The sequence below is a fragment of the Pseudomonas sp. DP-17 genome (assembly GCF_022380625.1).
In the GTDB taxonomy this organism is placed as follows: domain Bacteria; phylum Pseudomonadota; class Gammaproteobacteria; order Pseudomonadales; family Pseudomonadaceae; genus Pseudomonas; species Pseudomonas nitroreducens_A.
The window spans coordinates 84049-106227 of record NZ_JAKSXG010000008.1 but is presented as its reverse complement, the minus strand read 5'-3'; the positions used below and the strand labels follow the sequence as shown (position 1 = coordinate 106227).

18 protein-coding genes are annotated in these 22179 nt (G+C 65.7%); 8 read left to right on the top strand and 10 right to left on the bottom strand.

Annotated elements, in window-relative coordinates:
• The first annotated feature begins 146 nt into the window (after positions 1-146).
• A complete protein-coding gene (locus MJ122_RS13435) occupies positions 147-1910 on the top strand; it encodes a cation:proton antiporter (RefSeq protein ID WP_239744509.1) in 1764 nt (587 codons plus the stop codon).
• 115 nt (positions 1911-2025) lie between these two features.
• On the opposite strand, the gene uvrD is transcribed toward MJ122_RS13435, so the two are convergent.
• Positions 2026-4206 carry a DNA helicase II gene (gene uvrD / locus MJ122_RS13430; RefSeq protein ID WP_088420789.1) on the bottom strand — a complete coding sequence of 727 codons (2181 nt, stop codon included), beginning with the start codon at positions 4204-4206 and terminating at the stop codon, positions 2026-2028.
• 176 nt (positions 4207-4382) lie between these two features.
• Between uvrD and MJ122_RS13425 the strand changes: the two genes are divergently transcribed.
• On the top strand, positions 4383-7226 hold the full coding sequence (locus MJ122_RS13425) for a GGDEF domain-containing phosphodiesterase (RefSeq protein ID WP_239744508.1): 2844 nt from the start codon (positions 4383-4385) through the stop codon (positions 7224-7226).
• 18 nt (positions 7227-7244) lie between these two features.
• Here the strand turns inward: MJ122_RS13425 and MJ122_RS13420 are convergent, their stop codons facing one another.
• The 7 genes from MJ122_RS13420 to MJ122_RS13390 all read right to left on the bottom strand — a co-directional run bounded on the left by MJ122_RS13420 (position 7245) and on the right by MJ122_RS13390 (position 15319).
• Positions 7245-7772: a nitrous oxide reductase accessory protein NosL gene (locus MJ122_RS13420; protein WP_239744507.1), complete on the bottom strand. Its 528-nt coding sequence runs from the start codon at positions 7770-7772 to the stop codon at positions 7245-7247.
• A gap of 15 nt (positions 7773-7787) precedes the next feature.
• Positions 7788-8612, bottom strand: a complete 825-nt coding sequence (locus MJ122_RS13415) for an ABC transporter permease (RefSeq protein ID WP_239744506.1) — start codon at positions 8610-8612, stop codon at positions 7788-7790.
• The gene (locus tag MJ122_RS13410) at positions 8609-9517 is read right to left on the bottom strand and encodes an ABC transporter ATP-binding protein (protein WP_239744505.1); all 909 of its coding nucleotides are present in this window, start codon (positions 9515-9517) and stop codon (positions 8609-8611) included. The genes MJ122_RS13415 and MJ122_RS13410 overlap by 4 nt, the downstream gene beginning before the upstream one ends.
• The gene (locus MJ122_RS13405; RefSeq protein WP_239744504.1) at positions 9514-10791 is read right to left on the bottom strand and encodes a nitrous oxide reductase family maturation protein NosD; all 1278 of its coding nucleotides are present in this window, start codon (positions 10789-10791) and stop codon (positions 9514-9516) included. Before MJ122_RS13405 ends, MJ122_RS13410 begins: the two co-directional genes overlap by 4 nt.
• A gap of 59 nt (positions 10792-10850) precedes the next feature.
• A complete protein-coding gene (gene nosZ / locus MJ122_RS13400; RefSeq protein ID WP_239744503.1) occupies positions 10851-12758 on the bottom strand; it encodes a TAT-dependent nitrous-oxide reductase in 1908 nt (635 codons plus the stop codon).
• 27 nt (positions 12759-12785) lie between these two features.
• Positions 12786-14933 carry a NosR/NirI family protein gene (locus MJ122_RS13395; RefSeq protein WP_239744502.1) on the bottom strand — a complete coding sequence of 716 codons (2148 nt, stop codon included), beginning with the start codon at positions 14931-14933 and terminating at the stop codon, positions 12786-12788.
• Between the two features lie 74 nt (positions 14934-15007).
• Complete coding sequence (locus tag MJ122_RS13390) at positions 15008-15319, bottom strand: c-type cytochrome (protein ID WP_239744501.1); 312 nt, start codon at positions 15317-15319, stop codon at positions 15008-15010.
• Positions 15320-15519: 200 nt separating this feature from the next.
• Here MJ122_RS13390 and MJ122_RS13385 point away from each other — a divergent pair, with 200 nt between their 5' ends.
• The 6 genes from MJ122_RS13385 to MJ122_RS13360 all read left to right on the top strand — a co-directional run bounded on the left by MJ122_RS13385 (position 15520) and on the right by MJ122_RS13360 (position 21150).
• A complete protein-coding gene (locus MJ122_RS13385) occupies positions 15520-16317 on the top strand; it encodes a CbbQ/NirQ/NorQ/GpvN family protein (RefSeq protein WP_239744500.1) in 798 nt (265 codons plus the stop codon).
• Entirely contained in the window at positions 16301-16894 is a 594-nt protein-coding gene (locus MJ122_RS13380) for a cytochrome c oxidase subunit 3 (RefSeq protein ID WP_239744499.1), read from the top strand. The genes MJ122_RS13385 and MJ122_RS13380 overlap by 17 nt, the downstream gene beginning before the upstream one ends.
• Entirely contained in the window at positions 16891-17139 is a 249-nt protein-coding gene (locus MJ122_RS13375) for a cytochrome C oxidase subunit IV family protein (RefSeq protein WP_239744498.1), read from the top strand. Before MJ122_RS13380 ends, MJ122_RS13375 begins: the two co-directional genes overlap by 4 nt.
• Positions 17140-17251: 112 nt before the next feature.
• On the top strand, positions 17252-17692 hold the full coding sequence (locus tag MJ122_RS13370; protein ID WP_169935397.1) for a cytochrome c: 441 nt from the start codon (positions 17252-17254) through the stop codon (positions 17690-17692).
• Positions 17692-19119, top strand: coding sequence for a cbb3-type cytochrome c oxidase subunit I (locus MJ122_RS13365; protein ID WP_239744625.1), 1428 nt, complete (start codon positions 17692-17694; stop codon positions 19117-19119). The genes MJ122_RS13370 and MJ122_RS13365 overlap by 1 nt, the downstream gene beginning before the upstream one ends.
• Before the next feature lie 183 nt (positions 19120-19302).
• Positions 19303-21150 (top strand): VWA domain-containing protein, encoded by a 1848-nt coding sequence (locus MJ122_RS13360; protein WP_239744497.1) that lies wholly within the window; start codon positions 19303-19305, stop codon positions 21148-21150.
• 134 nt (positions 21151-21284) lie between these two features.
• Here MJ122_RS13360 and MJ122_RS13355 read toward each other — a convergent pair whose 3' ends face one another.
• Positions 21285-21467, bottom strand: coding sequence for a protein DnrP (locus MJ122_RS13355; RefSeq protein ID WP_239744496.1), 183 nt, complete (start codon positions 21465-21467; stop codon positions 21285-21287).
• 2 nt (positions 21468-21469) lie between these two features.
• Positions 21470-22153: a Crp/Fnr family transcriptional regulator gene (locus tag MJ122_RS13350; protein ID WP_239744495.1), complete on the bottom strand. Its 684-nt coding sequence runs from the start codon at positions 22151-22153 to the stop codon at positions 21470-21472.
• Positions 22154-22179: the final 26 nt, after the last annotated feature.

Genomic DNA, 22179 nt, shown 5'->3' with positions numbered 1-22179 from the left:
ATATGGGGACGGATGAATCCCTTTCCAAATCAGTCTGTTACTGATTCTTTCAGAGCCGCCTGTCAGAGAACTCGGATGGTAGGCTTCGCTGAGCGAGGCCGTCAGCCGCGCGATCCCCTGACCCCACGCCGCGAGGACCGCCGACCATGCATGCCATCGACTTCATCCAGGACCTCGCGGTGATCATGCTGATCGCCGGTTTCGTCACCATTCTCTGCCACCGTTTCAAGCAGCCGGTAGTGCTGGGCTACATCATCGCCGGGGTGATCATCGGCCCGCATACCCCGCCCTTCGCCCTGGTGCATGACGAGGAGACCATCAAGACCCTCGCCGAGCTGGGGGTGATCTTCCTGATGTTCTGCCTGGGCCTGGAATTCTCCCTGCGCAAGCTGTTCCAGGTCGGCGCCACGGCGTTCATCGCCGCGTTCCTGGAAATCACGCTGATGATCTGGGCCGGCTTCGAGATCGGCCGCCTGTTCGACTGGAGCACCATGGATTCGCTGTTCCTCGGCGCGATCCTGGCGATGTCCTCCACCACCATCATCATCAAGGTCCTGGGCGACCTGAAGATGAAGAACGAGCGCTTCGCCCAGCTGATCTTCGGCGTGCTGATCATCGAGGACATCCTCGGCATCGGTATCATCGCGCTGTTCTCCGGCATCGCCGTGAGCGGCACGGTGGAGGCCGACCAGGTGTTCTCCACGGTCGGCAAGCTCAGCCTGTTCATGGTCGTCGCACTGGTCGTCGGCATCCTGCTGGTGCCGCGCCTGCTGGCCTACGTGGCGAAGTTCGAAAGCAACGAGATGCTGCTGGTGACGGTGCTCGGGCTGTGCTTCGGCTTCTGCCTGCTGGTGGTGAAGCTGGAATACAGCATGATCCTGGGCGCCTTCCTGATCGGCGCGATCATGGCCGAGTCGCGCCAGCTGGTGCAGATCGAGCGCCTGATGGAGCCGGTGCGCGACATGTTCAGCGCGATCTTCTTCGTCGCCATCGGTCTGACCATCGACCCCAGGGTGCTGGTGGACTATGCAGCACCGATCCTGGTGATCACCCTGGTGGTGGTCGCCGGCAAGCTGGTGTCGTGCGGCGCCGGCGCCTTCATCGCCGGCAACGACGGGCGTACCTCCATGCGCGTCGGCATGGGCCTTTCGCAGATCGGCGAGTTCTCCTTCATCATCGCCGCGCTGGGCATGAGCCTGGGGGTGACGAGCGACTTCCTCTACCCCGTGGTGGTCGGTGTGTCGGCCATCACCACGCTGCTGACGCCCTACCTGATCCGCTCGGCCGACCCGCTGGCGCTGTACCTGGGCCGCAGCCTGCCATCGCCCATGGTGCGGGTGTTCAGCCTGTATGGCGAATGGCTGCGCAGCATCAAGCCGCGCGGCGACAAGGCGATCCTCGCCGGGATGATCCGGCGCATCCTGCTGCAGGTCGGGGTCAACCTGACCCTGGTGATCGCGATCTTCTTCGGCCTGGCGTTCTTCGCCGGGCAGATCGGCCAGTGGCTGGCGCAGTTCGTCGAGCCCGAAGCGCTGCACAAGGCGCTGATCTGGGGCGCCGCGCTGCTGCTGTCGCTGCCGTTCCTGATTGCCGCCTACCGCAAGCTCAAGGCGCTGGCGATGCTGCTGGCGGAGATGGGCGTGAAGGCCGAAAGCGCCGGGCGCCACACGGCCCGCGTGCGCCGGGTGATTTCCGAGCTGATCCCGCTGCTGTCGCTGGGCGGCATGATGCTGCTGCTGGCGGCGCTCAGTTCGAGCATCCTGCCGCCGGGCGAGCTATTGGTGGTGGTGGCGCTGATCGCCGCGCTGGTGATCGCGGTGTTCTGGCGCTGGTTCATCCGCGTGCATTCGCGGATGCAGGTGGCGCTGATCGAGACCTTAGAGCAGGGCGGTGGCGGGCATCATCATTGATGTCGCTGCTGAACTGGGCGTAGGAGCGGACTTTGTCCGCGATGTTCCGAGTTTGCTGTGAGCTATCGCGGACGGAGTCCGCTCCTACGCATACCCGAGCGGGGGTGCCGGGTGATCAGATAGCCTCCAGCTTGGCATACCCCATCATCAGCCACTTGCTGCCCTCGCTATCGAAGTTCACCTGCACCCGTGCCTGGGCGCCGGAGCCTTCGAAGTTGAGGATCACGCCGTCGCCGAACAGCGGGTGGCGCACGGACTGGCCGAGGCTGAAAGGAGTGTCCGGCACGCTGGCGCCGCTGAACAGGTTGCCGCTGCGCTGGTTGCCCGACAACGGGCGGCTCACCGAGTTGGACAGGCGCACTTCCTGGATCAGGCTCGGCGGGATTTCGCGGACGAAGCGCGACACCTTGTTGTAGGTCTCGCTGCCATACAGCCGTCGGGTTTCGGCATAGGTCATGACCAGGCGGTGCATGGCGCGGGTGATGCCGACATACGCCAGGCGGCGTTCCTCTTCCAGGCGGCCGGGTTCTTCCAGGCTCATCTTGTGCGGGAACAGGCCTTCTTCCACGCCGGCGAGGAACACCAGCGGGAATTCCAGGCCCTTGGCGCTGTGCAGCGTCATCAGCTGCACGCTGTCCTCGAAGGCGTCGGCCTGGGTATCGCCGGACTCCAGCGCGGTGTGGTCGAGGAAGGCCACCAGCGGCGGGGTGTCCTCGTCGTCCGGATTCTCGAAGGCGCGGGCGGCGCTGACCAGTTCTTCCAGGTTTTCCACCCGGGCCTGGCCTTTCTCGCCCTTCTCTTCCTTGTGGTAGGTGATCAGCCCGGACTGCTCGATGACGATCTGGGTCATCTGGTGCAGCGGCATGCCCTCGACCTTCACCGCGAGCAGGTCGACGGTTTCCAGGAAGCCATTGAGCGCACTGGCGGCGCGGCCGGTCACGGCCTTGGCGGCGATCACGTCGTTGATCGCACGCCACATGGAGGTGCCGTTGTGGCGCGCGGCGTTGCGGATCGCCTCGACGGTCTTCTCGCCGATGCCGCGTGGCGGCACGTTGACCACCCGTTCCAGCGCGGCGTCGTCGTCGCGCAGGCGGATCAGGCGCAGGTAGGCGAGGGCGTTCTTGATCTCGGCGCGCTCGAAGAAGCGCTGGCCGCCGTAGATGCGGTAGGGAATCTTCTCGCGCAGCAGCGCCTCTTCCAGTACACGGGACTGGGCGTTGGAGCGATAGAGGATGGCGATTTCGCTGCGCTTCAAGCCGTCCTTGCGCAGGGCGTCCTCGATGGTTTCGACGATATAGCGCGCCTCGTCGTGCTCGTTGAAGCCGGAATACAGGGTGATCGGGTCGCCGTCGACGCCGTCGGTCCACAGTTCCTTGCCCAGGCGCCCGCTGTTGTTGGCGATCAGCGCGTTGGCGGCCTTGAGGATGGTGCCGGTGGAGCGGTAGTTCTGCTCCAGGCGGATGTCCTCGGTGCCGGCGAAGTCATCGCCGAACTGCTGGATGTTCTCGATCTTCGCGCCGCGCCAGCCGTAGATCGACTGGTCGTCGTCGCCCACCACCATCAGGCTCTCGCCGCCCTTGCCGAGCAAGCGCAGCCAGGCGTACTGCACGGCGTTGGTGTCCTGGAACTCGTCCACCAGGATGTGGCGGAAGCGCCGCTGGTAGTGCTCCAGCAGGCTCGGGCGGTCGCGCCAGAGGTCCAGCGAGCGCAGCAGCAGCTCGGCGAAGTCCACCACGCCGGCACGGGCGCAGGCTTCTTCATAGGCCTGGTAGACGCTGACCATGGTGGACAGGTACAGGTCGCCGCCGGCCTGGATGTTCTGCGGGCGGTTGCCCTCGTCCTTCTGGCCGTTGATGAACCACTGCGCCTGGCGCGGCGGCCAGCGCTGCTCATCGAGGCCCAGCTCGCGCACCACGCGCTTGACCAGGCGCAGCTGGTCGTCGCTGTCGAGGATCTGGAAGTTTTCCGGCAATCCGGCTTCCTGCCAGTGCGCGCGCAGCAGGCGGTGCGCCAGTCCGTGGAAGGTGCCGACCCACATGCCGGCCGGGTTGATGCCCAGCAGCTGCTCGATCCGCGCGCGCATCTCGGCGGCGGCCTTGTTGGTGAAGGTCACGGCCAGGATGCTGTGTGGCGAGGCATTCTCGACCTGGATCAGCCAGGCGATACGGTGCACCAGCACGCGGGTCTTGCCGGACCCGGCGCCAGCGAGCACGCGCTGGCGCCCCAGCGGCGCGGCCACGGCCTGGCGCTGCGGGTCATTGAGGGAGTTGAGCAGGTAGGAGATGTCATCGTTCATGGGGCGGCATTCTACCGACGGGCGGTTTTCCCCGGCAAACCCGCCCGCCGTCCGGCGTCTTCCCGACGAAAGTTGGGCGGGCGGCCAGCCAATTGCCATCATCCTGCTTGGGTGGGGCAACCTCCTCGGGTATGCTCCGCCGACGCCTAGGCCTGACACCTACAAGAAAAACGCCTATGACCGCTTATGTAGAGCCTTCGGTGATCCCGGTGAGCCATGCCGAGATCCGCCAGCAGTACGCTCACGAAATTGCCGTCGAACGCACGCGCCTCCTCTACCAGGGCTCGCGCGTGCCGACCCTGCTCATGCTGCTCAATGGCCTGGCCTGCGCCGGCCTGCTGTGGGATTACGTGAAGCCGGGGCTGCTCGCCGGATGGCTGATCTGGCTGGTAATGCTGGCCATGCTGCGGCTGATCCAGGTCAGCGCCTTCAATGCCGCTTCCGCCGAACGCCAGGCCAGTCCGCACTGGCAGCGCACCTTCCTGTTCGGCGCTGGCGCTTCGGGGCTGACGCTGGCCTTCGCCGCCATCGCCCTGGTGCCGCCGGACGCCTTCCTCCAGCAATCCCTGGTCTTCGGCCTGATTGCCGCAGCCATCCTGTCCGCCAGCGTTGCCTATGCGGTCAGCCTGCCGGCCTTCCTCACGTTTGCCTTGCCCTGTCTGTTCCCCTCCATTGCCTATTTATTGATCAGCGATAACCCGCTGCAACAAGGCTGGGGCGTGCTCGGGGTGATCCTGCTGGCGGCGCTGCTGGTGGTGGCCTGGCAGATCCACCGGGTCGTGCATGTCGGCCTGCTGCGGCGCTTCCAGGCCCAGGCGCTGGTGGCGCACCTGGAGCGCGCCAAGGCACAGACCGAGGCGCTGAACCAGGACCTGGAGCGTGAAGTCGAGCAGCGTCGCCGTGCCGAGCGTGAATTGTGCCGCGCCCGTGACGCCCTGCAGGAGCGGGTCGAGGCCGGCAGCGTGCAACTGACCCATACCGAGGCACGTCTGGCCCTGGCACTGGAAGCCAGCGAGCTGGGGCTGTGGGACTGGAACCTGCTGACCGACGAAGTGCACCACTCGCACCTGGAGGAAATCTTCGGTATCACCCAGGACGCCGTGAAGAGCGTGCGAAACGACCTGCGCCCGCGCCTGCACCCCGACGATCTGCCGCTGCTGCGCCGCGCGCTGGTCGAGCACCTCAAGGGACGCACCGACGGCTACCGCATCGAGTACCGCGTGCGCCATGCGGCTGGCCACTGGGTCTGGGTAGAAGACCGTGGCCGGGTGATGGAGCGCGACAGCCGCGGGCAGGTCACGCGGATGGTCGGCACCCGTGCCGACATCTCCACGCGCAAGCTGCGCGAAGAGGAACAGCGCCTGGCGGCCACGGTGTTCGAGGCCGCCAGCGAAGGCATCATCATCCTCGACCCGGACTACCGGCTGATCGCCCTCAACGAGGCCTTCACCCGCCTCACCGGCTATCGCCGCGAAGAGGTGCTGGGGCACAACGTCGCGCGCCTGATGGGCTCCTCGGAAGCCCTGCGCCGCTACCAGTCGATCCGCGCCGACCTGGAGCGCCTGGGCTCCTGGCAGGGTGAGCTGATCGAGACGCGCAAGAACGGCGAACTCTACCCGCAATGGCTGCAGCTCAACGTGGTGCGCGACAGCCGCGGCCAGGTCGCCCACGTGGTCGGCTTCTTCGCCGACCTCACCGCCCGCCGCGATGCCGAGGAGCGCCTGCGCTACCTGTCGCACTACGACGAACTCACGGGCCTGGCCAACCGCACGTTGTTCAAGGAACGCCTGCACGAGGCCAGCCAGCGCGCGCGCCAGGAAGGCCGCACGGCGGCGCTGCTGCTGATCGACCTGGATCGCTTCAAGCTGCTCAATGACAGCCTCGGCCACGAAGTCGCCGACCAGCTGCTGAGGCAGATGTCGCGGCGCATGACCCAGACCGTGCCCGAGGCCGACACCATCGCCCGGCTGTCCGGCGATGAGTTCGCTGTGCTGATCGACTCCTACGCCAGCCTCGCCGCGCTGGCTCGGCTGTCCAGCCGCCTGCTGGCCAAGCTGCGCACGCCGATGACCGTGGGTGGCCACGAACTGATGATCAGCGCCTCGGTGGGCATCAGCCTGTTGCCGGAAAACGCCTGGGAAATCTCCGCGCTGATGAGCCAGGCGAACATGGCCATGCAGCACGCCAAGCATCTGGGCGGGAATACCTTCCAGTTCTTCACCGACAACCTGCAGGCCTGCACCCTGGAGCGCCTGCAGCTGGAAACCCGCCTGCGCAAGGCCATCGACGAAGGCCAGCTGGACGTGCACTACCAGCCCAAGCTGAACCTCGCCAATGAGCGCCTGGACAGCGCCGAGGCGCTGGTGCGCTGGCGTCATCCGGAGATGGGCATGGTGCCGCCCAGCGACTTCATCGGCCTCGCCGAGGAAACCGGGCTGATTGGCGCCATTGGCGAATTCGTTCTGCGCCGCGCCTGCCAGCAGGCCCGCGCGTGGCAGAAGCTTGGGCGCGAACTGCGGGTGTCGGTGAACCTCTCGGTGCACCAGCTGCGCACCGGCAACCTGGTCGACCTGGTGCGTACCGTGCTGGAGGACACCGGCCTGCCGCCGCATCTGCTGGAGCTGGAGCTCACCGAAAGCCAGCTGCTGGATAACGTCGAGAGCGTCACCATGACCTTCCGCCAGCTGCGCGAGATGGGCGTGAAGCTGGCCATCGACGATTTCGGCACCGGCTATTCCTCGCTCAGCTACCTCAAGCGTTTCCCGGTGGACTACGTGAAGATCGACCAGACCTTCATCCGCGACCTGTCCGAGCGCGGCGAAGACGCGGCTATTACCCGGGCGATCATCGCCATGGCACACAGCCTGGAACTGAAGGTGGTGGCCGAAGGCGTCGAGCACGCCGAACAGCTGCGCTTCCTGCGCGCCCACGGCTGCGACGAGATTCAGGGCTACCTGATCAGCCCGCCGCTGGTGGCGGGGGATTGCCTGGAGCTATTGATAAGCGTCGACCGGCGCTGAGCGCGCCGGCCTGCGGCCTCAGTGGTGCTGGTGGTCGCCGGAGATGCCTTGCAGCACGCTCTGGTCGATCTCGCTGAAGCGCAGCACCCGACCACCTTCGGCATTGGCCATGCGCTCCGCGTCGGAGCGCTCGGCGAATGACGCCAGGGTCGCCCCCATGGCGCCCGGTCGCGGTACGCCGGCCACGTAATAAGCGGTGGTGGCGTCGATCAGGTGCCGGTCATCCGGGTGGTCCCAGCTGCTGTGGGCCATGTTGTGCACATAGAGGCGGGCACCGCTTTGCTGGTTTTCCGGTTGCAGCCACCAGCCGAGCAGTTCGGCGGTGGAGCAGAACTTGCGCACGCCGTCGGCGGCGACCGCCTCGCCCTTGGGACCGGGGAAACCTTCGATGAGCATGCCGCAAACATGGCATTCCTCTCCGCTGTGGAAGGGTACGGGAGCGAGGTTGGCCGAGCCCTGGTGGCTTTCATCGCAGCCGGCGATCAGGCCCAACAGACCGATCAGCAACGTGATCAGGTAAAGGCGCAATGGGAGGGGGATCTGCATGGGGTTCTCCTTGTGTCAGATCGGCCGGCGGCGGAACAGCGCGTAGGCCAGCGCCAGCGCGGTCAGGGGCCAGGCGCACAGCGCCAGCCAGAGGCCGGTGACGGGAACGGCGAGGTCGCGGCCGAGGGTCAGCACGCCGCCCAGCTCGGAACCGAAGTCAGGCAGGTTGATCAGCCGGTACAGGTCGGTGGGGTTGAGCAACAGCAGCCAGGGCAGCAGGTTGGCGCTGAGCTGGCCCTTGCCTATCACCAGCAGGGCGAGCAGGGCCAGGTCGAACAGCAGTACGAAGAAGAACCACACACCCAGCGCCAGGCCGGCGGCGGTGGATTTTTCGCTGACCCGCGCGCTCAGCGCGTAGGCCATCGCCAGGAAGGTCCAGCCCAGCAGACAGGACGACAGGATGAAGCGGGCGAACGAGCCCAGCAGTTGCCCCAGCGGGATACCCGGCACCAGCAGGCCGATGGCCAGGGCGGCAGCGGAGAAGCCCAGCAGCGTGGCGAGCCCGAGAATCAGGCCGTGGCCAAGAAATTTGCCGATCAGCAACTGCCCGCGCCCCAGCGGGTAGGTCAGCAGCAGCAAAAGGGTGCCGCCTTCTTCCTCGCCGACAATGGCGTCGTAGGCCAGCAACAGGGCGATCAGCGGCATCAGGAAGGTAGCGAGGCTGGTCAGGCTGGCCAGGGTCGCCGGTAGCGAGGTGAAGCCTACCTGGCCACTGGCGGCGGCACCGAGCCAGGCAATGCCGACCGCCAGCAGGGCGAACAGCAGGCTGATGGCAAGCAGCCAGCGATTGCGCAGGCCGTCGGCCAGTTCCTTGCGCGCGATGTTCCAGATCGGGTTCATGTCGGGGCTCCCGCTTGCGCGCTCTGCATGTGATGGCGATAGAGGTCCTCCAGCGACGGCGGCAGTACTTCGAGCTCCTGTGCGTGCTCGGCGAGCAGAACGCTGAGCACTTCGTGCTGGCGCCCTTCATCGACCCGCAGCTCCAGGCGTCGGCCATCCAGGGCGGTGACTTCATGGCCGACGGTGCGCCAGTGTTGCGGCCAGTCGCTGTCGGGTTTGCCTGCGTAGCGGATACGTACCGGCAGGCCGGCATTCCGCCTTAGGTCGGCAAGACTGCCGGCTGTGAGCAGGCGGCCCTTGGCCAGGATCGCGGCGCGGTCGATATGCGACTCCACGCCGGGCAGTACGTGAGAGCAGAGGATGATCCCGGTGCCCTGTGCGCGCAGGCGGTCCAGCCATTGGTAGAGCTCGATGGTGGCCAACGGATCGAGGCCGACGGTGGGCTCGTCGAGCAACAGCAGCTGTGGCTCGCCGAGTAGCGCTTGGGCCAGGCCGAGGCGCTGGCGCATGCCCTTGGAGTAGGTTTTCACCCGGCGCTGTGCGGCGTGGCCGAGGCCGACTCGCTCGAGCAACTCGTCCACCGCGGCGGGTCGCGCGCCCTTGAGTCGGGCGAAGTGCTGCAGGGTTTCGCGGCCGGTCAGCTGTGGATAGAAGGTTACGTTCTCCGGCAGGAAGCCGATGCGCCGGCGTACTGCCGCATCACCCGGCGACTGGCCGAAGACTCGCACCGAGCCTTGTGTCGGGCGCAGCAGGCCGAGGATCAGCTTGATCGTGGTGGTCTTGCCGGCGCCGTTATGTCCGAGCAGGCCGAGGACTTCCCCGGCCCCCAGTTGCAGATCGAGCCCATGCAGGGCAGTGAAGCCGCCGTAGTCCAGAGTTGCGTCACGGATTTCCACGGGGTTCATGGTTGCGGCTCCAGGTCAGCGGTTCGCATCAGCGGGAAGCTGTCGCGCACGCCGGGTGGACGGGTGACGGGAAAGGCGCGCTGGACCCAGCGCAGCAATTCGATGGCGGGGCTGGTCATCAGCAGCTGCACCTGTGGGTACAGCCAGAGCAACTGGTCGACCTTGTCGTTGGGCTCGTAGGCGACGTCGCCGATGCCGTCGGCGTTGCGGTCCCAGCCCAGGTAATCGCTCCAGTAGTTGCCGCGCCCGTCGGCGGACCATTCCTGGGTCCGGCTGGCGACGTACTTGACCTGCTGGCGGTTGCCAATGAAGGCGTTGCCACTGATGCGGTTGTCTTCGGAGCCGGCGGTCAGGTGGATGCCCAGGGCGCTGCTTTCGAAGCGGTTGTCCTCGATGCGGTTGAACAGCGAGTTATAGATGAACAGGGCCTTGCCCTCGGCCCCGGCGATCATCGCGTCGCCGCCGCCATCGCCGCTGCGCACGGCCTCGACGCGGTTGCCGGTGAGGGTGGAGTAGGTGATGTAGTTCATCAGGATGCCGTAGTTCTGGTCGTCCACCGAGCGGTTGCCGACCACGGTGAGCTTGCGGCTCTGCATCAGCGCATAGCCGGTGCGGGTGTGCCGGGTGGTGTTGCCGATGACGCGGCTGTTGTGGGTGAACATGTAGTGCACGCCGTAGCGCAGGTCCTCGAAGAGGTTGTCTTCGATGCTGCTGTCGTTGGAGGTGTCGATGTAGACGCCGTCGCGGGTCTGGCGCACCTGATTGCCGCGCACCAGGGCGTTCTTCACCGCATAGAGGTGGATGCCGTTGCCGCGGTCCTGGGAGCGCACGCTGGGGTCGCCCTGGATGCGGTTATGGAGCACCTGCACGTCCGCCGTGGCGTCGAGCCAGATGCCAAAGCCGGCGCCCTGCAGGTCATTACCGCGCACCACGGTGCCGTGCGCAGCCTTGTCGATGAAGATCGCCGCGTCCATGGCCGTCAGGTCGCGCCCCCAATTGCGCAGGGTGCAGTTTTCGATGGTGACGCCGGGTGCCCGCACCTGCAGTGTGCTGCCCGCGCCCTGGCCGTCGATCAGGGCGCCAGGCGCACAGCGCAGGTGCAGCGGCTGGTCGATGGTGAAGTTGCCGTGGTAGGTGCCGGCCGGCAGCATGCGGAGCTCGCCATCGCCATCGCCATCGCCCTGCAACGGCAATTGGTCGATGGCTTGCGGTTGTGCCTGGGCGCTTGCCGCAACCAACAGCGACAGGGCCAGGCCAAGCCGGGTGAGTTCCATGCAGCACCTTCTCGTCGATGCCCCGCCGGCGGCTGCCGGCGGGGCCAGGGGCCTGGAAATCAGGCCTTTTCCACCAGCATGCGACCGACCATTTCCATGTGCAGCGCATGGCAGAACCAGCTGCAGTAGTACCAGTGCAGGCCGGGCTTGTCGGCGGTGAAGGTGATGGAGGAAGTCTGCTGCGGGCTGATCTCCATGCTTACGCCGTGGTTGACCACGACAAAGCCGTGGGTGACGTCCTCGATCTCGTCCAGGTTGGTAATGGTGACGGTGACTTCGTCGCCCTGCTTCACGGTGAATTCGGTGAGGCCGTAGGAGGGAGCGGTCGAGGTCATGTAGACGCGGACCTTCTTGCCGTCGCGGATGACCTTGTTGTCCTGCATCAGGTCGATGCCGTCGCGCTTGGCGATCGCCACGGTCTCGGCGAAGAAGGGATCGTCGCGTGCCCAGATCTTGCGGGTCTTGATCTGGTCGCGCCGGGCCAGGATGCAGTCATGCGGCTCGGCGAAGGTGGGGCCGTCGTGCACCAGCTTCATCTCGTCGCCGGAGATATCGATCAGCTGGTCGTTCTCCGGGTGCAGCGGCCCGGTAGGCAGGAAGCGGTCCTTGGAGAACTTGCTGAGCACGATGATCCATTTGCCGTCGGCATCCCGGGTTTCGCAGAGCGACGCATGGTTGTGTCCGGGTTGGTATTGCACGTCGAGCTTCTGGCGGATGTAGTCGACCTTCTCGCCCTTGTACGCGCGGCGTGCGTCCTCCAGGTTCCACTTGACCAGCTGGCTGTCGATGAACAGCGTTGTATACGCATTGCCGCGACCGTCGAAGGTCGTGTGCAGCGGACCCAGGCCGAGCTCTGGCTCACCGACGACTACGTCGCGCGGGTCCTTGAGTTTTCCGTCGAACAGGTCGGGCAACTTGTCGATGGCGATCATGGTGACCGTCGGTGACAGCTTGCCGTTGGCAATGAAGTACTGTCCATCCGGCGAGGTGTTGAGGCCGTGGGGGTTCTTCGCTACAGGGATGTAGCGGGTGACGGGGCTGTCCTTGCCGTCCCGCTTGCGACCATCGACCACCGGTACCTTGCTGTCACCCAGGGTAATGAAACGCTTGGCCTTGATCTCTTTCTCGATCGCCGGGATGTCGAATACCACTACCCAGTCGCGCTCGTTGCGCATCATGCCGGCGAGGTCGGTTGCCTTCTCCGAGTTGTAGCAGGTGGAGGCGGCGAAACGGCCGGTGTAGTCCATGTCGCTGTTGTCGAGGTTGCCATCGACTATCACCTGCCAGGCCACTTCCATGGTCTCGGCATCCAGCGCGTTGTACATCGTAAAGGCGTTGTCGCCGGAGATGTCGAAGGTCGAGCCGTCATTGGGATGCGGGATGATGAACTCGGCGTTGCAGAACACGTATTTGGTGTGTGGCACCTTCTGCAGGCGCAGGCCGTGGATGGCCTGGACGTTGGGGATGGTGGTGATCTTGTCGCACTTCATGACATCCAGGCGGATGCGTGCAACGCGGCTATTGGCCTTGTCGTTGATGAAAACGTACTTGCCGTCGTACTTGCCATCGGTCATCGAGATGTGTGGATGGTGGCAGTCGCCGTTATGAAAGCGTGCGCTGTCGCCGAGAATGCGTTTGCTTTCATTGGTCAGTCCCCAGCCGGTGGCCGAGTCGGTATTGAACACTGGGATACGCATCAACTCGCGCATCGAGGGAATGCCCAGTACGCGCACCTCGCCGGAGTGGCCGCCGCTCCAGAAACCGTAGTATTCATCGAGTTCACCGGGGGCGACGGAGGCTTCGTCCTGCGCGCATTTCACGGCATCGGCCCATGCTTTGTTCGAGGTAAAGACGCCCATCGAACCCGCGGTGACCAGCGCAGCGGCGCCGGTCACCGCGGAGGCACCGAGGAAGCCCCGCCGGCTGAGCCCGGCAATCTCGTCGTGCTGCTGTTTCTTGTCAGTCATTTCCTGCTCCTTCCTGAAGGCAAATGGTCAGATCTGTTGCACTGCAATCAACTGGTCGTCGTCGCTGGCTGTTGCCCGCTTGCCGCGCTTCTTGCGCTTGTTCACCAGCGGCGGGCACTTGTTCTCGTTGTGGTAGGTCATCTGGCAGTCGAGGCAGTAGTGGCACTCGTTGGCGTTGATCCTTCCATCGGGGTGGATGGCCTGGATCTCGCACTCCTTGGCGCACAGCTGGCAGGGCTGGCCGCACTCCTTGCGCCGCTTGAGCCAGTCGAACAGGCGGGCCTTGCCGGGGATCGCCAGCGCCGCGCCGAGCGGGCAGACGTAGCGGCAATAGACCTTGCGGGTGAACAGGTTGAGGACCAGCAGCACCGCCACGTAGGCGACGAACCACCACTGGCGGTGGAAGTGCAGGGTGATGGCGGTCTTGAAGGGCTCGACCTCGGCGAAGCGCTCGGCGGTGGAAAGCGACTCCAGGGAGAGGCCGAACAGCACCAGCAGGACGATGTACTTGATCGCCCAGAGCCGCTCGTGGACGGCGAATGGCAGCTCGTACTGCGGCACCTTGAGCTTGCGCGCAGCCTCGTTGAGCAGCTCCTGCAGGGCGCCGAACGGGCACAGCCAGCCGCAGAACACGCCGCGGCCCCAGAGCAGGAGGCTGGCGGCGGTGAAGGTCCAGAGGATGAACAGCACCGGGTCGATGAGGAACAGTTCCCAGCGGAAGCCTTCGAACAACGCGTGGACGAAGGTCAGCACGTTGACCACCGACAGCTGCCCCAGGCAGTACCAGCCGATGTAGGTCAGGGTGAACAACAGGTAACCCCGGCGCAGCCAGTGCAGCAGCTGCGGGCGGCGGGTCAGGTTGTCCTGCAGGAACAGGATGACCGCAAGCAGCCCCAGGGCGCTGAGCAGCACGCCGATCTGGAAACTCTTCTGGTACCAGACGCGCAGCCACATCGGCCGCTTGGCATCGGCCAGCGCCTCCAGTTCCGCAGCGGTCGGTTGTGGCCGGTCGAGGTAGCCTTCGGGCGTCTGGTAGCCCAGGTCGAAGGTGGTGAAGAGGCTGTCCACCGGGCCGGTCTGGCGCCGCACCAGCAGTTCCAGATCCCACGGAGTGCCGGGGTCGAAGCGTTGTGCGGCGCGAACGATGAAGATGGCCATCTCGACAAAGTGCGGCATGCCTTCGGCGTAAGTATCCGAAAGACGCTGGTAGTCGAGGTCGCGGAAGCTGAGGATGTCGCCAAACTGGCGGATCTGCACCCGGTCGAAGATGCCGCCGCGCACGTAGCCCGAGCCCTTGAACGAGTATTGGCCGCTGCTCATTACGGCCACCGCGTATTCATTCGGCTTCAGCGAGTCCATCAGTTCGCGGTATTGCTTGTCGCCGAGCAGGTTGCGGCCGACATTGGGCGGGTTCAGCAGGGCGGTATAGAGGTCTATGAAAGTGTCTTCGCGCTGCTGCGCATCGCGGGCCTGGCCGACCTTCTCGGCGGCGGTGCCCTTGAAGGCATCATCGATCTGCCCGCGGGTCAGTTTCAGCTGGCGGATCGCGCCATTGCCCAGCAGCTCGCTCCAGCTCGCCGGCTGGTAGGCGTCGGCGCGGACGATGGCGGGCTTGGGCCGCACCTGCCCGTCGTCCTTGATCAGCTTGAGCGACACCGCCACGGTACGGGCGGCGCGCATGACGATCTCGTTGACCACCATGACCGTCACGGTGGCGCCAGCGACGGCATCCACAGTGACCGTCTGCGGGTCGCCGGAGCGGCCCACGGCGACCCGCTGGTCGGCGCGCAGCCCGGAGTAGCCGGCGGTGAAGGCGTGAAGTTTCTCTTCGGGAATGCCGATCAGCAGGATCGGCTCGTGGTGTTCGAGGACGTAGCTGTCGCGGATCACCGCCTGCGGATCGAGGATCACCTGGACGTTGATCGGCTTGCCCGAATACGCGGGCATGCGGGTGACGCGGATGCTCTGGAAGGCGTAGCCCAGGAGTTGATCGCCGTGGGACAGGCGCCGCACGCCGTACTCGCCTTCGGGCTCGCCGATGTGATCAATCTGGGGAAACACCTGTTGGATGCGCGTTCGCTCCAGATCACTGAGTGCCGCACCTTGGGCTGCCAGGCCAGCGATCAGCAACAGACAGCCGAGCAAGGTTCTGAACCACTCACGAACGCCCACCATGAGGTCTCCTACCTCTATCGCCCTGTTGGGCAGACTCTGTCAGAGGGCGGTGGGCGCCGATCTCACACGTCAGGTTACTTGAGAGTGACGATCCATTCGGCCAGGGTCTTGGCCTCCTCCGGGCTGACGGCGTTGGCCGGCATCGGGATCGGTCCCCAGACACTCTTGCTGCCGCTCTTGATGCTGTTGGCTATGTGGGCAACGCCATCAGCCTGTGCACCGTATTTGGCGGCGACGTCATGGAAGGCGGGGCCGACGAGCTTCTTGTCGACCGAGTGGCAGGCCACGCAGGCCTTCGCCTTGAACAGCTCCTCGCCGGTGCTGGCCATCGCGGTTGTCTGGACCAGCAGGCCGCCGAACAGCAGGGCTACCAGGGCTTTGTTCATGAACGTCTCTCCTCACAGGCTTGGCGCTTCGAGGCGCCGATCGTTTTCGCCGGCTTCCCGCCCGGCGTCTGTGGCGATTCTAGGAGCGGCCCCTGCGGCTTCCGCTTGATGCCAATCAAGAACTTCCGGCGACGTGCTTGAGGCAATCCGTCGCGCTGGATAGCTTGCTAACCGAAACTTCCTACCGAGATTTGCCTGTCATGAATGCCCCTGCGCAGAACGATCCGCCGCTCTTCTACCAGCCGTCCGGCAACGAGGTGGCGCTGTTCAGCCACGCGTCCGCGCAGGGCATGCCGGTGCTGATCAAGGGCCCGACCGGCTGCGGCAAGACGCGCTTCGTCCAGCACATGGCGCAGCGCCTGAATCTGCCGCTGTACACCGTGGCCTGCCACGACGACCTGTCGGCGGCGGACCTGGTCGGTCGCCACCTGATCGGCAGCGACGGCACCTGGTGGCAGGATGGTCCGCTGACCCGCGCGGTGCGCGAAGGCGGAATCTGCTACCTGGACGAGGTGGTGGAGGCGCGGCAGGACACCGTCGTGGTGCTGCACCCGCTGGCGGACGACCGCCGCGAGCTGTTCATCGAGCGCACCGGCGAATCCCTGGTGGCGCCGCCGGGCTTCATGCTGGTGGTGTCCTACAATCCCGGCTATCAGAACCTGCTGAAGGGCATGAAGCCCAGTACGCGGCAGCGCTTCGTCGCCCTGCGTTTCGATTACCCGACGCTGGACGTGGAAGCCGGCATCATCGCCCGCGAGGCCGGTGTTTCCTCCGAGCTGGCTCAGCGTCTGGCGCAATTGGGCGTAGCCCTGCGCCGCCTGGGTCGGCAGGAGCTGGAAGAGGTCTGCTCGACGCGCCTGCTGGTGCTCACCGCGCGCCTGCTGCAGGCCGGCGTGGCGCCGCGAGATGCGTGCCGCGCCGGGCTGGCCGAGCCGCTGTCGGACGACGCAGCCACGGTCGCCGCGCTGATGGACCTGGTCGATGTCCATTTCGCCTGAGGCGACGCTCGGTGCCCGGCGCCTGCCGGGCGACCTGGCGATGTGGTTGTTCATCCTCGCCGAGCTGACCGTCTTCGCCATCCTCATCATCGTCTTCGCCGTGACCCAGCACCTGGACGTCGAAGGCTTTCGCGCCGGGCGTGCGCAGCTGGATCTGTCCACCGCCCTGGCGCTGACCCTGACCCTGCTTACCGCCGGCTTCTGCGCGGCGCTGGCGGTGGAGCAGGTGCGCCGCGGCCGCCAGCGGCGCGCCGCTGTCCTGCTCGGCGTGGCCGTGCTGCTGGGGCTGGCCCACGTGATGCTCAAGTCCGGCGAGTACCATCACCTCGTCGCACGCGGGCTGGACCTGGAGTACAGCACCTTCTTCACCCTGTTCTGGTTGATCACCGGCTTCCACTTCCTGCACGTGCTGCTGGGGTTGGTGATCCTCGGCTGGATGACCCTGCGTTGCCTGCGCGGCGCCTACCGCAGCGACGCCCTGGGCGGGCTGGAGTCCGGCGCGTTGTATTGGCACATGGTCGACCTGGTCTGGGTGGTGCTCTTCCCGCTGGTCTACGTGCTGGCGCCTGGCTCATGAAGACGTTGCTGCTCGCCTGGCTGCTGATGCTGCCGATGTCCGTCGCCTCGGTCTGGCTCGGTCACCATGCACCCGACCTGCTGCTGCCGGTGGCGGCGATCCTCCTGCTGGGCCTGGGCAAGGCCTGGATCATCACGCTGCGTTTCATGGAGCTCAGCCACGGCCCGCGACTGTGGCAAGCGCTGCTGCTCGGCTGGCCGCTGGTGGTCACCGGCGTGATCCTTGCCCTGCACGCAACTCCATGATTTTTCATAAAAAAATACCTGACTGGAAGCATTGGTCTTTCTTGATTGCCATCAAGCGAGAGGTCCTAGGTCGCTTCCTACAATGGCCCCGACCGTGACCTAGGAGGGCCCCATGTCAGAGACATTTACCAAAGGGATGGCGAGGAACATCTACCTGGGAGGAGGCGTTTTCTTCTTTCTGGTATTCCTTGCGCTGACCTATCACACCGAAACCACCTTCCCCAAGCGCACCAACCAGAGTGAGCTCACCGAATCGGTGGTGCGCGGCAAGCTGGTGTGGGAGCAGAACAACTGCGTGGGTTGCCACTCGATCCTCGGTGAAGGCGCCTACTTCGCGCCGGAGCTGGGCAACGTCGCGATCCGCCGTGGCGGTGACGCAGCCTTCGGCAGCTTCCTCGCGGCCTGGATGAAGATGCAGCCGCTGGGCGTGCCCGGTCGCCGGCAGATGCCGCAGTTCCACCTGAGCGACCAGGAGGTCACCGACCTTGCGGCGTTCCTGCTGTGGACCTCGAAGATCGACACCAACAAATGGCCGCCGAACAAGGAGGGTTGATCATGAACCCGGGCAATCCCTATCTGAAATTCGCTTCGCAGTCGGTGGCCAAGCCGTACTTCGTGTTCGCCCTGATGCTCTTCGTCGGGCAGATCGTCTTCGGGCTGATCATGGGCATGCAGTACGTGGTCGGTGACTTCCTGTTCCCGGCGATCCCCTTCAACGTCGCGCGGATGGTGCACACCAACCTGCTGATCGTCTGGCTGCTGTTCGCCTTCATGGGCGCGGCCTACTACCTGATCCCCGAAGAGGCCGACCGCGAGCTGTACAGCCCGAAACTGGCCATCGTGCTGTTCTGGGTGTTCGCCATCGCCGGCGTGCTGACCATCCTGGGCTACCTGCTGGTGCCCTACGCGGGGCTGGCCAAGCTGACCCACAACGACCTGCTGCCGACCATGGGCCGGGAGTTCCTCGAGCAGCCGACGATCACCAAGATGGGCATCGTGGTGGTGGCGCTGGGCTTCCTCTTCAACATCGGCATGACCATGCTGAAAGGCCGCAAGACCGCCGTCAGTGTGGTGATGATGACCGGCCTGGTGGGCCTGGCGGTGTTCTTCCTGTTCTCCTTCTACAACCCGGAGAACCTGTCGCGCGACAAGTACTACTGGTGGTGGGTCGTGCACCTGTGGGTGGAAGGCGTGTGGGAGCTGATCATGGGTGCGATGCTGGCCTTCGTGCTGATCAAGATCACCGGCGTCGACCGTGAGGTCGTGGAGAAGTGGCTTTACGTGATCATCGCCATGGCCCTGATCACCGGCATCATCGGCACCGGCCACCACTTCTTCTGGATCGGCGCGCCGGGCGTGTGGCTGTGGCTGGGCTCGATCTTCTCCGCGCTGGAACCGCTGCCGTTCTTCGCCATGGTGCTGTTCGCCTTCAACATGGTGAACCGTCGTCGTCGCGAGCACCCGAACAAGGCCGCCGCGCTGTGGGCCCTGGGCACCACCGTGACCGCCTTCCTCGGCGCCGGCGTGTGGGGCTTCCTGCACACCCTGGCGCCGGTGAACTACTACACCCACGGCTCGCAGCTCACCGCCGCCCACGGCCACCTGGCCTTCTACGGCGCCTACGCGATGATCGTCATGACCATGATCAGCTACGCCATGCCGCGCCTGCGGGGTATCGGCGAAGCGCCTGATGCCAGGTCGCAGAGCCTGGAGATCTGGGGCTTCTGGCTGATGACCATCTCCATGCTGCTGATCACCCTGATGCTCACCGCCGCCGGCATCGTCCAGGTCTGGCTGCAGCGCATGCCCGCCGATGGCGCCGCCATGCCGTTCATGGCCACGGTCGACCAGCTGAAGATCTTCTTCTGGCTGCGCCTGTACTCCGGTGTCGGCTTCTTCATCGGGCTGATCTGCTACCTGCTGAGCTTCCGCCAGCGCGGTCGTGTGGCCGTCGCCTCCGGCGCGGCCCAGGTGAGCTGATCGATACCGTCCACCCGGGCCCGTCCGCTTTGCGGCGGGCCCTTTTGAAGTTTACGGAGCCTGCCGGGCTGCGATCTGGCCGGTAGCGCTTTCAGCTCCCTCTCCATGAAGGGAGAGGGGACTGGCTCGGTGCTCTGTTGGGACACCGTGCCCTGTTCCTTCTCCCTGCCTTCCGGAGGCGCCATGACCATCCACCTCGAAATCGAAGAAGGCTTCGGCCGCGCCTGGCACCGCTTCATCACGCGCCGCGCCAGCCCGGAGTTCGAAGAGGCGGCAGTCAGCCTGGAGGAAGTGCGGCGCAGCCTGCTGCTGCTGTTCCGTGGCACCGGCGGCGAGGCCGGGGTCGGCGTGGAGGCGGCCAGCGCCCGCGAACTGCTGGTGCGCCGCAGCCTGCTGCAGCAGGTGGCCGGCACCTGCCAGCAATTGCCGGTGGCCTGGTTCGATGCCGATTCCCTGCGCCTGCCCGCGCAGTTGGCGGTGTATCCCGACGTCGAGCTGAACCGCGAGCTCTACCGCTGGCTGGCGCTGCTCGCCGCCCACAGCCAGCCGATGCGCCACTGGGCGCGCGACAACCAGGCCTGGACCTGCGCCGTGCTGGAGCACTACCCGCTGCTGCGCCCGCGCTACCGTCGACTGGTGGAAGCGCTGCTCAGCCTGCGTCCCGACCCCACTGATCTGCCACCGGCGGAAGCGGAACTGGAGCTGGCGCTGCAACGGGCGCTGCGCGATCCGGGTAGCGTCGAGCGCCTGCCCCGCAGTGAAAAGGCGCCCTGGCCGGTGCCGCTGTGGCTCTACCCGCCGCAACGCCTGGCTGCACCACAGCACACCGACCTGATCGACGGCGACGAGCAGGGCCGTTCCGCCCACAGCGAAGCCAAGGGCCCGGCGCGCAAGCGTGCCGAGCGGGTCGGGCAGGATCCCGGCCGGGGTGGCCTGCTGCTGTTCCGCCTGGAGAACCTGTTCAGCTGGTCCGAGCACATCGAACTGGACCGTGCCGGTGACGACAGCGAGGACCTGGACGCGGCCAAGGTTGCCGATGATCTCGATCACCTGAGTCTGTCCCGGCAACGGCAGAAGAAGGGCGGCGGGCTGAAGCTCGACCTCGACCTGCCGGCCGCCGACTTCGATGACGTGCCGCTGGGCGAGGGTATTCGCCTGCCGGAATGGGATTACCGTCGCCAGCAACTGATCGACGACCACGTCTGCCTGCAGCCGATGCTGCCGCGCGATGCCGTTCCGGCACCGCTGCCGGATGCCCTGGCGCCCATTGCGCGGCGCTTGCGCCGGCAGTTCGAGAGCCTGCGCCAGCAGCCCCAATGGCTGCGCCGGCAACCCCAGGGCACGGAGCTGGACCTGGAAGCCTGGCTGGACTTCAGCGTCGAGCGGCGCCTCGGCGCCTGCAGCGAACCCGGGCTGTTCCTCGAGCGCCGGCAGACCCGTCGCGACCTTGCGTGCCTGCTGCTGGCGGACCTGTCGATGTCCACCGACGCGCACATCGACAACGACCACCGGGTGATCGACCTGATCAGCGACAGCCTGCTGCTGTTCGGCGAGGCGCTGCAGGCGGTGGGCGACCGGTTCGCGCTGTATGGCTTCTCCTCGCTGCGTCGGCAGCAGGTGCGCCTGACCCAGCTGAAGACCTTCGATGAGCGCCACAACGATGTGGTGCGCGGGCGCATCCGCGCGCTGCGGCCGGGCTACTACACGCGCATGGGCGCGGCGATCCGCCGGGCGACGCAGTTGCTGCTGGAGCGCAAGGAACGCCAGCGGGTGCTGCTGATCCTCACCGACGGCAAGCCCAATGACCTGGACCTGTATGAGGGGCGCTACGGCGTCGAGGATACCCGCCAGGCCGTGCTGGAAGCCCGTCGCGCGGGGCTGGTGCCGTTCTGCATCACCATCGACCGCGAGGCGGCCGACTACCTGCCGCACCTGTTCGGCAGCCAGGGCTATCTGTTGATCAACGATCCGGCCCAGCTGCCGGTGCAGTTGCCGCAGCTGTATCGGCAGCTCACCCGCCGGCAGGGGTGAAGCCACACCTCAGGCACAGTGGGTCGGAAACGTAGAATGGGTGGAGCGAAGCGATACCCGTCAATACGCCGGTGAAAGGGCCGATGGGTATCGCAAGCTCCACCCATCCTACGAAGGGCGATGGGGTGCGGGAGTCAGCGCGGCAACCACACCATCATCACCCCGCAGAATACCGCGAGGAATACGCAGTACCAGGCAAAGCGCCGCAGCCGGCGCTGCTTCGCCAGCGCCTGGTCTACCGGCAGGGGCATCCCGCACTGCGGGCAATCCGCAGCGTCCTCGGGGCTCTCGTGCTGGCAGTACAGGCACTGGCGCATGGCTACTCGAACTGTTCCAGCCGCGCGACGTCGAGCACCTGCACCACGCGTCCGTGAAGGCTGATGATCTTCTCGTCGATCAGCCGCCGTAGTACGCGAGAGAAAGTCTCCGGCTGGATCGACAGGTGCCCGGCCACCAGTTGTTTGGCCATCGGCAGCTCGAAACGACCCTCCTCGTTGCCATGGCGGTTGAGCTGGGTGAGCAGGTAGCGCACCACGCGGTGGGTGGAGTTCTTCAGCGACAGCGTCTCGATCTCGTTGATCCGCCGGTGCAGACGCACGCAGAGCGTGGCGAGCAGGGAGAAGGGCAGCTGCGGATTGCTGTGCAGCAGCTCCATATAGGTGCGGTTGGCGAAGCGGTAGACCTGCGTGGGCTCCAGCGCCTGGGCCGAGGCGACATAGTCGGAGGTGTCCATCAGCATCATGGCTTCGGCGAAGGTCTGCCGGCTGCCGACGACCTCCAGCACCTTTTCCTGCCCCTCCGGCGTCAGACGGTAGATCTTCACCGCCCCGGATATCACGAAATAGAAAGCATGGGCCGGCTCGCCCTGGAGGAACAGCTTGTCGCCTTTCTCCAGGTTGAGCAGCGTGCTGGTGGCGAGCAGCTGCTCCAGCTGTTCTTCGTTGAGTACGTTGAACAGGTGGTGGCCGCACAGAATCTGGTGGTGGACGCGTTGAGCGAGCATGACGGAGCGCTCCTGGGCGGGGACAA

Excerpts from the sequence above, each read along its gene's own strand:
- MJ122_RS13435 (WP_239744509.1), top strand. The coding sequence starts at position 147 with ATGCATGCCATCGACTTCATCCAGGACCTCGCGGTGATCATGCTGATC.
- uvrD (WP_088420789.1), bottom strand. The coding sequence starts at position 4,206 with ATGAACGATGACATCTCCTACCTGCTCAACTCCCTCAATGACCCGCAG.
- MJ122_RS13425 (WP_239744508.1), top strand. The coding sequence starts at position 4,383 with ATGACCGCTTATGTAGAGCCTTCGGTGATCCCGGTGAGCCATGCCGAG.
- MJ122_RS13420 (WP_239744507.1), bottom strand. The coding sequence starts at position 7,772 with ATGCAGATCCCCCTCCCATTGCGCCTTTACCTGATCACGTTGCTGATC.
- MJ122_RS13415 (WP_239744506.1), bottom strand. The coding sequence starts at position 8,612 with ATGAACCCGATCTGGAACATCGCGCGCAAGGAACTGGCCGACGGCCTG.
- MJ122_RS13410 (WP_239744505.1), bottom strand. The coding sequence starts at position 9,517 with ATGAACCCCGTGGAAATCCGTGACGCAACTCTGGACTACGGCGGCTTC.
- MJ122_RS13405 (WP_239744504.1), bottom strand. The coding sequence starts at position 10,791 with ATGGAACTCACCCGGCTTGGCCTGGCCCTGTCGCTGTTGGTTGCGGCA.
- nosZ (WP_239744503.1), bottom strand. The coding sequence starts at position 12,758 with ATGACTGACAAGAAACAGCAGCACGACGAGATTGCCGGGCTCAGCCGG.
- MJ122_RS13395 (WP_239744502.1), bottom strand. The coding sequence starts at position 14,933 with ATGGTGGGCGTTCGTGAGTGGTTCAGAACCTTGCTCGGCTGTCTGTTG.
- MJ122_RS13390 (WP_239744501.1), bottom strand. The coding sequence starts at position 15,319 with ATGAACAAAGCCCTGGTAGCCCTGCTGTTCGGCGGCCTGCTGGTCCAG.
- MJ122_RS13385 (WP_239744500.1), top strand. The coding sequence starts at position 15,520 with ATGAATGCCCCTGCGCAGAACGATCCGCCGCTCTTCTACCAGCCGTCC.
- MJ122_RS13380 (WP_239744499.1), top strand. The coding sequence starts at position 16,301 with ATGTCCATTTCGCCTGAGGCGACGCTCGGTGCCCGGCGCCTGCCGGGC.
- MJ122_RS13375 (WP_239744498.1), top strand. The coding sequence starts at position 16,891 with ATGAAGACGTTGCTGCTCGCCTGGCTGCTGATGCTGCCGATGTCCGTC.
- MJ122_RS13370 (WP_169935397.1), top strand. The coding sequence starts at position 17,252 with ATGTCAGAGACATTTACCAAAGGGATGGCGAGGAACATCTACCTGGGA.
- MJ122_RS13360 (WP_239744497.1), top strand. The coding sequence starts at position 19,303 with ATGACCATCCACCTCGAAATCGAAGAAGGCTTCGGCCGCGCCTGGCAC.
- MJ122_RS13355 (WP_239744496.1), bottom strand. The coding sequence starts at position 21,467 with ATGCGCCAGTGCCTGTACTGCCAGCACGAGAGCCCCGAGGACGCTGCG.
- MJ122_RS13350 (WP_239744495.1), bottom strand. The coding sequence starts at position 22,153 with ATGCTCGCTCAACGCGTCCACCACCAGATTCTGTGCGGCCACCACCTG.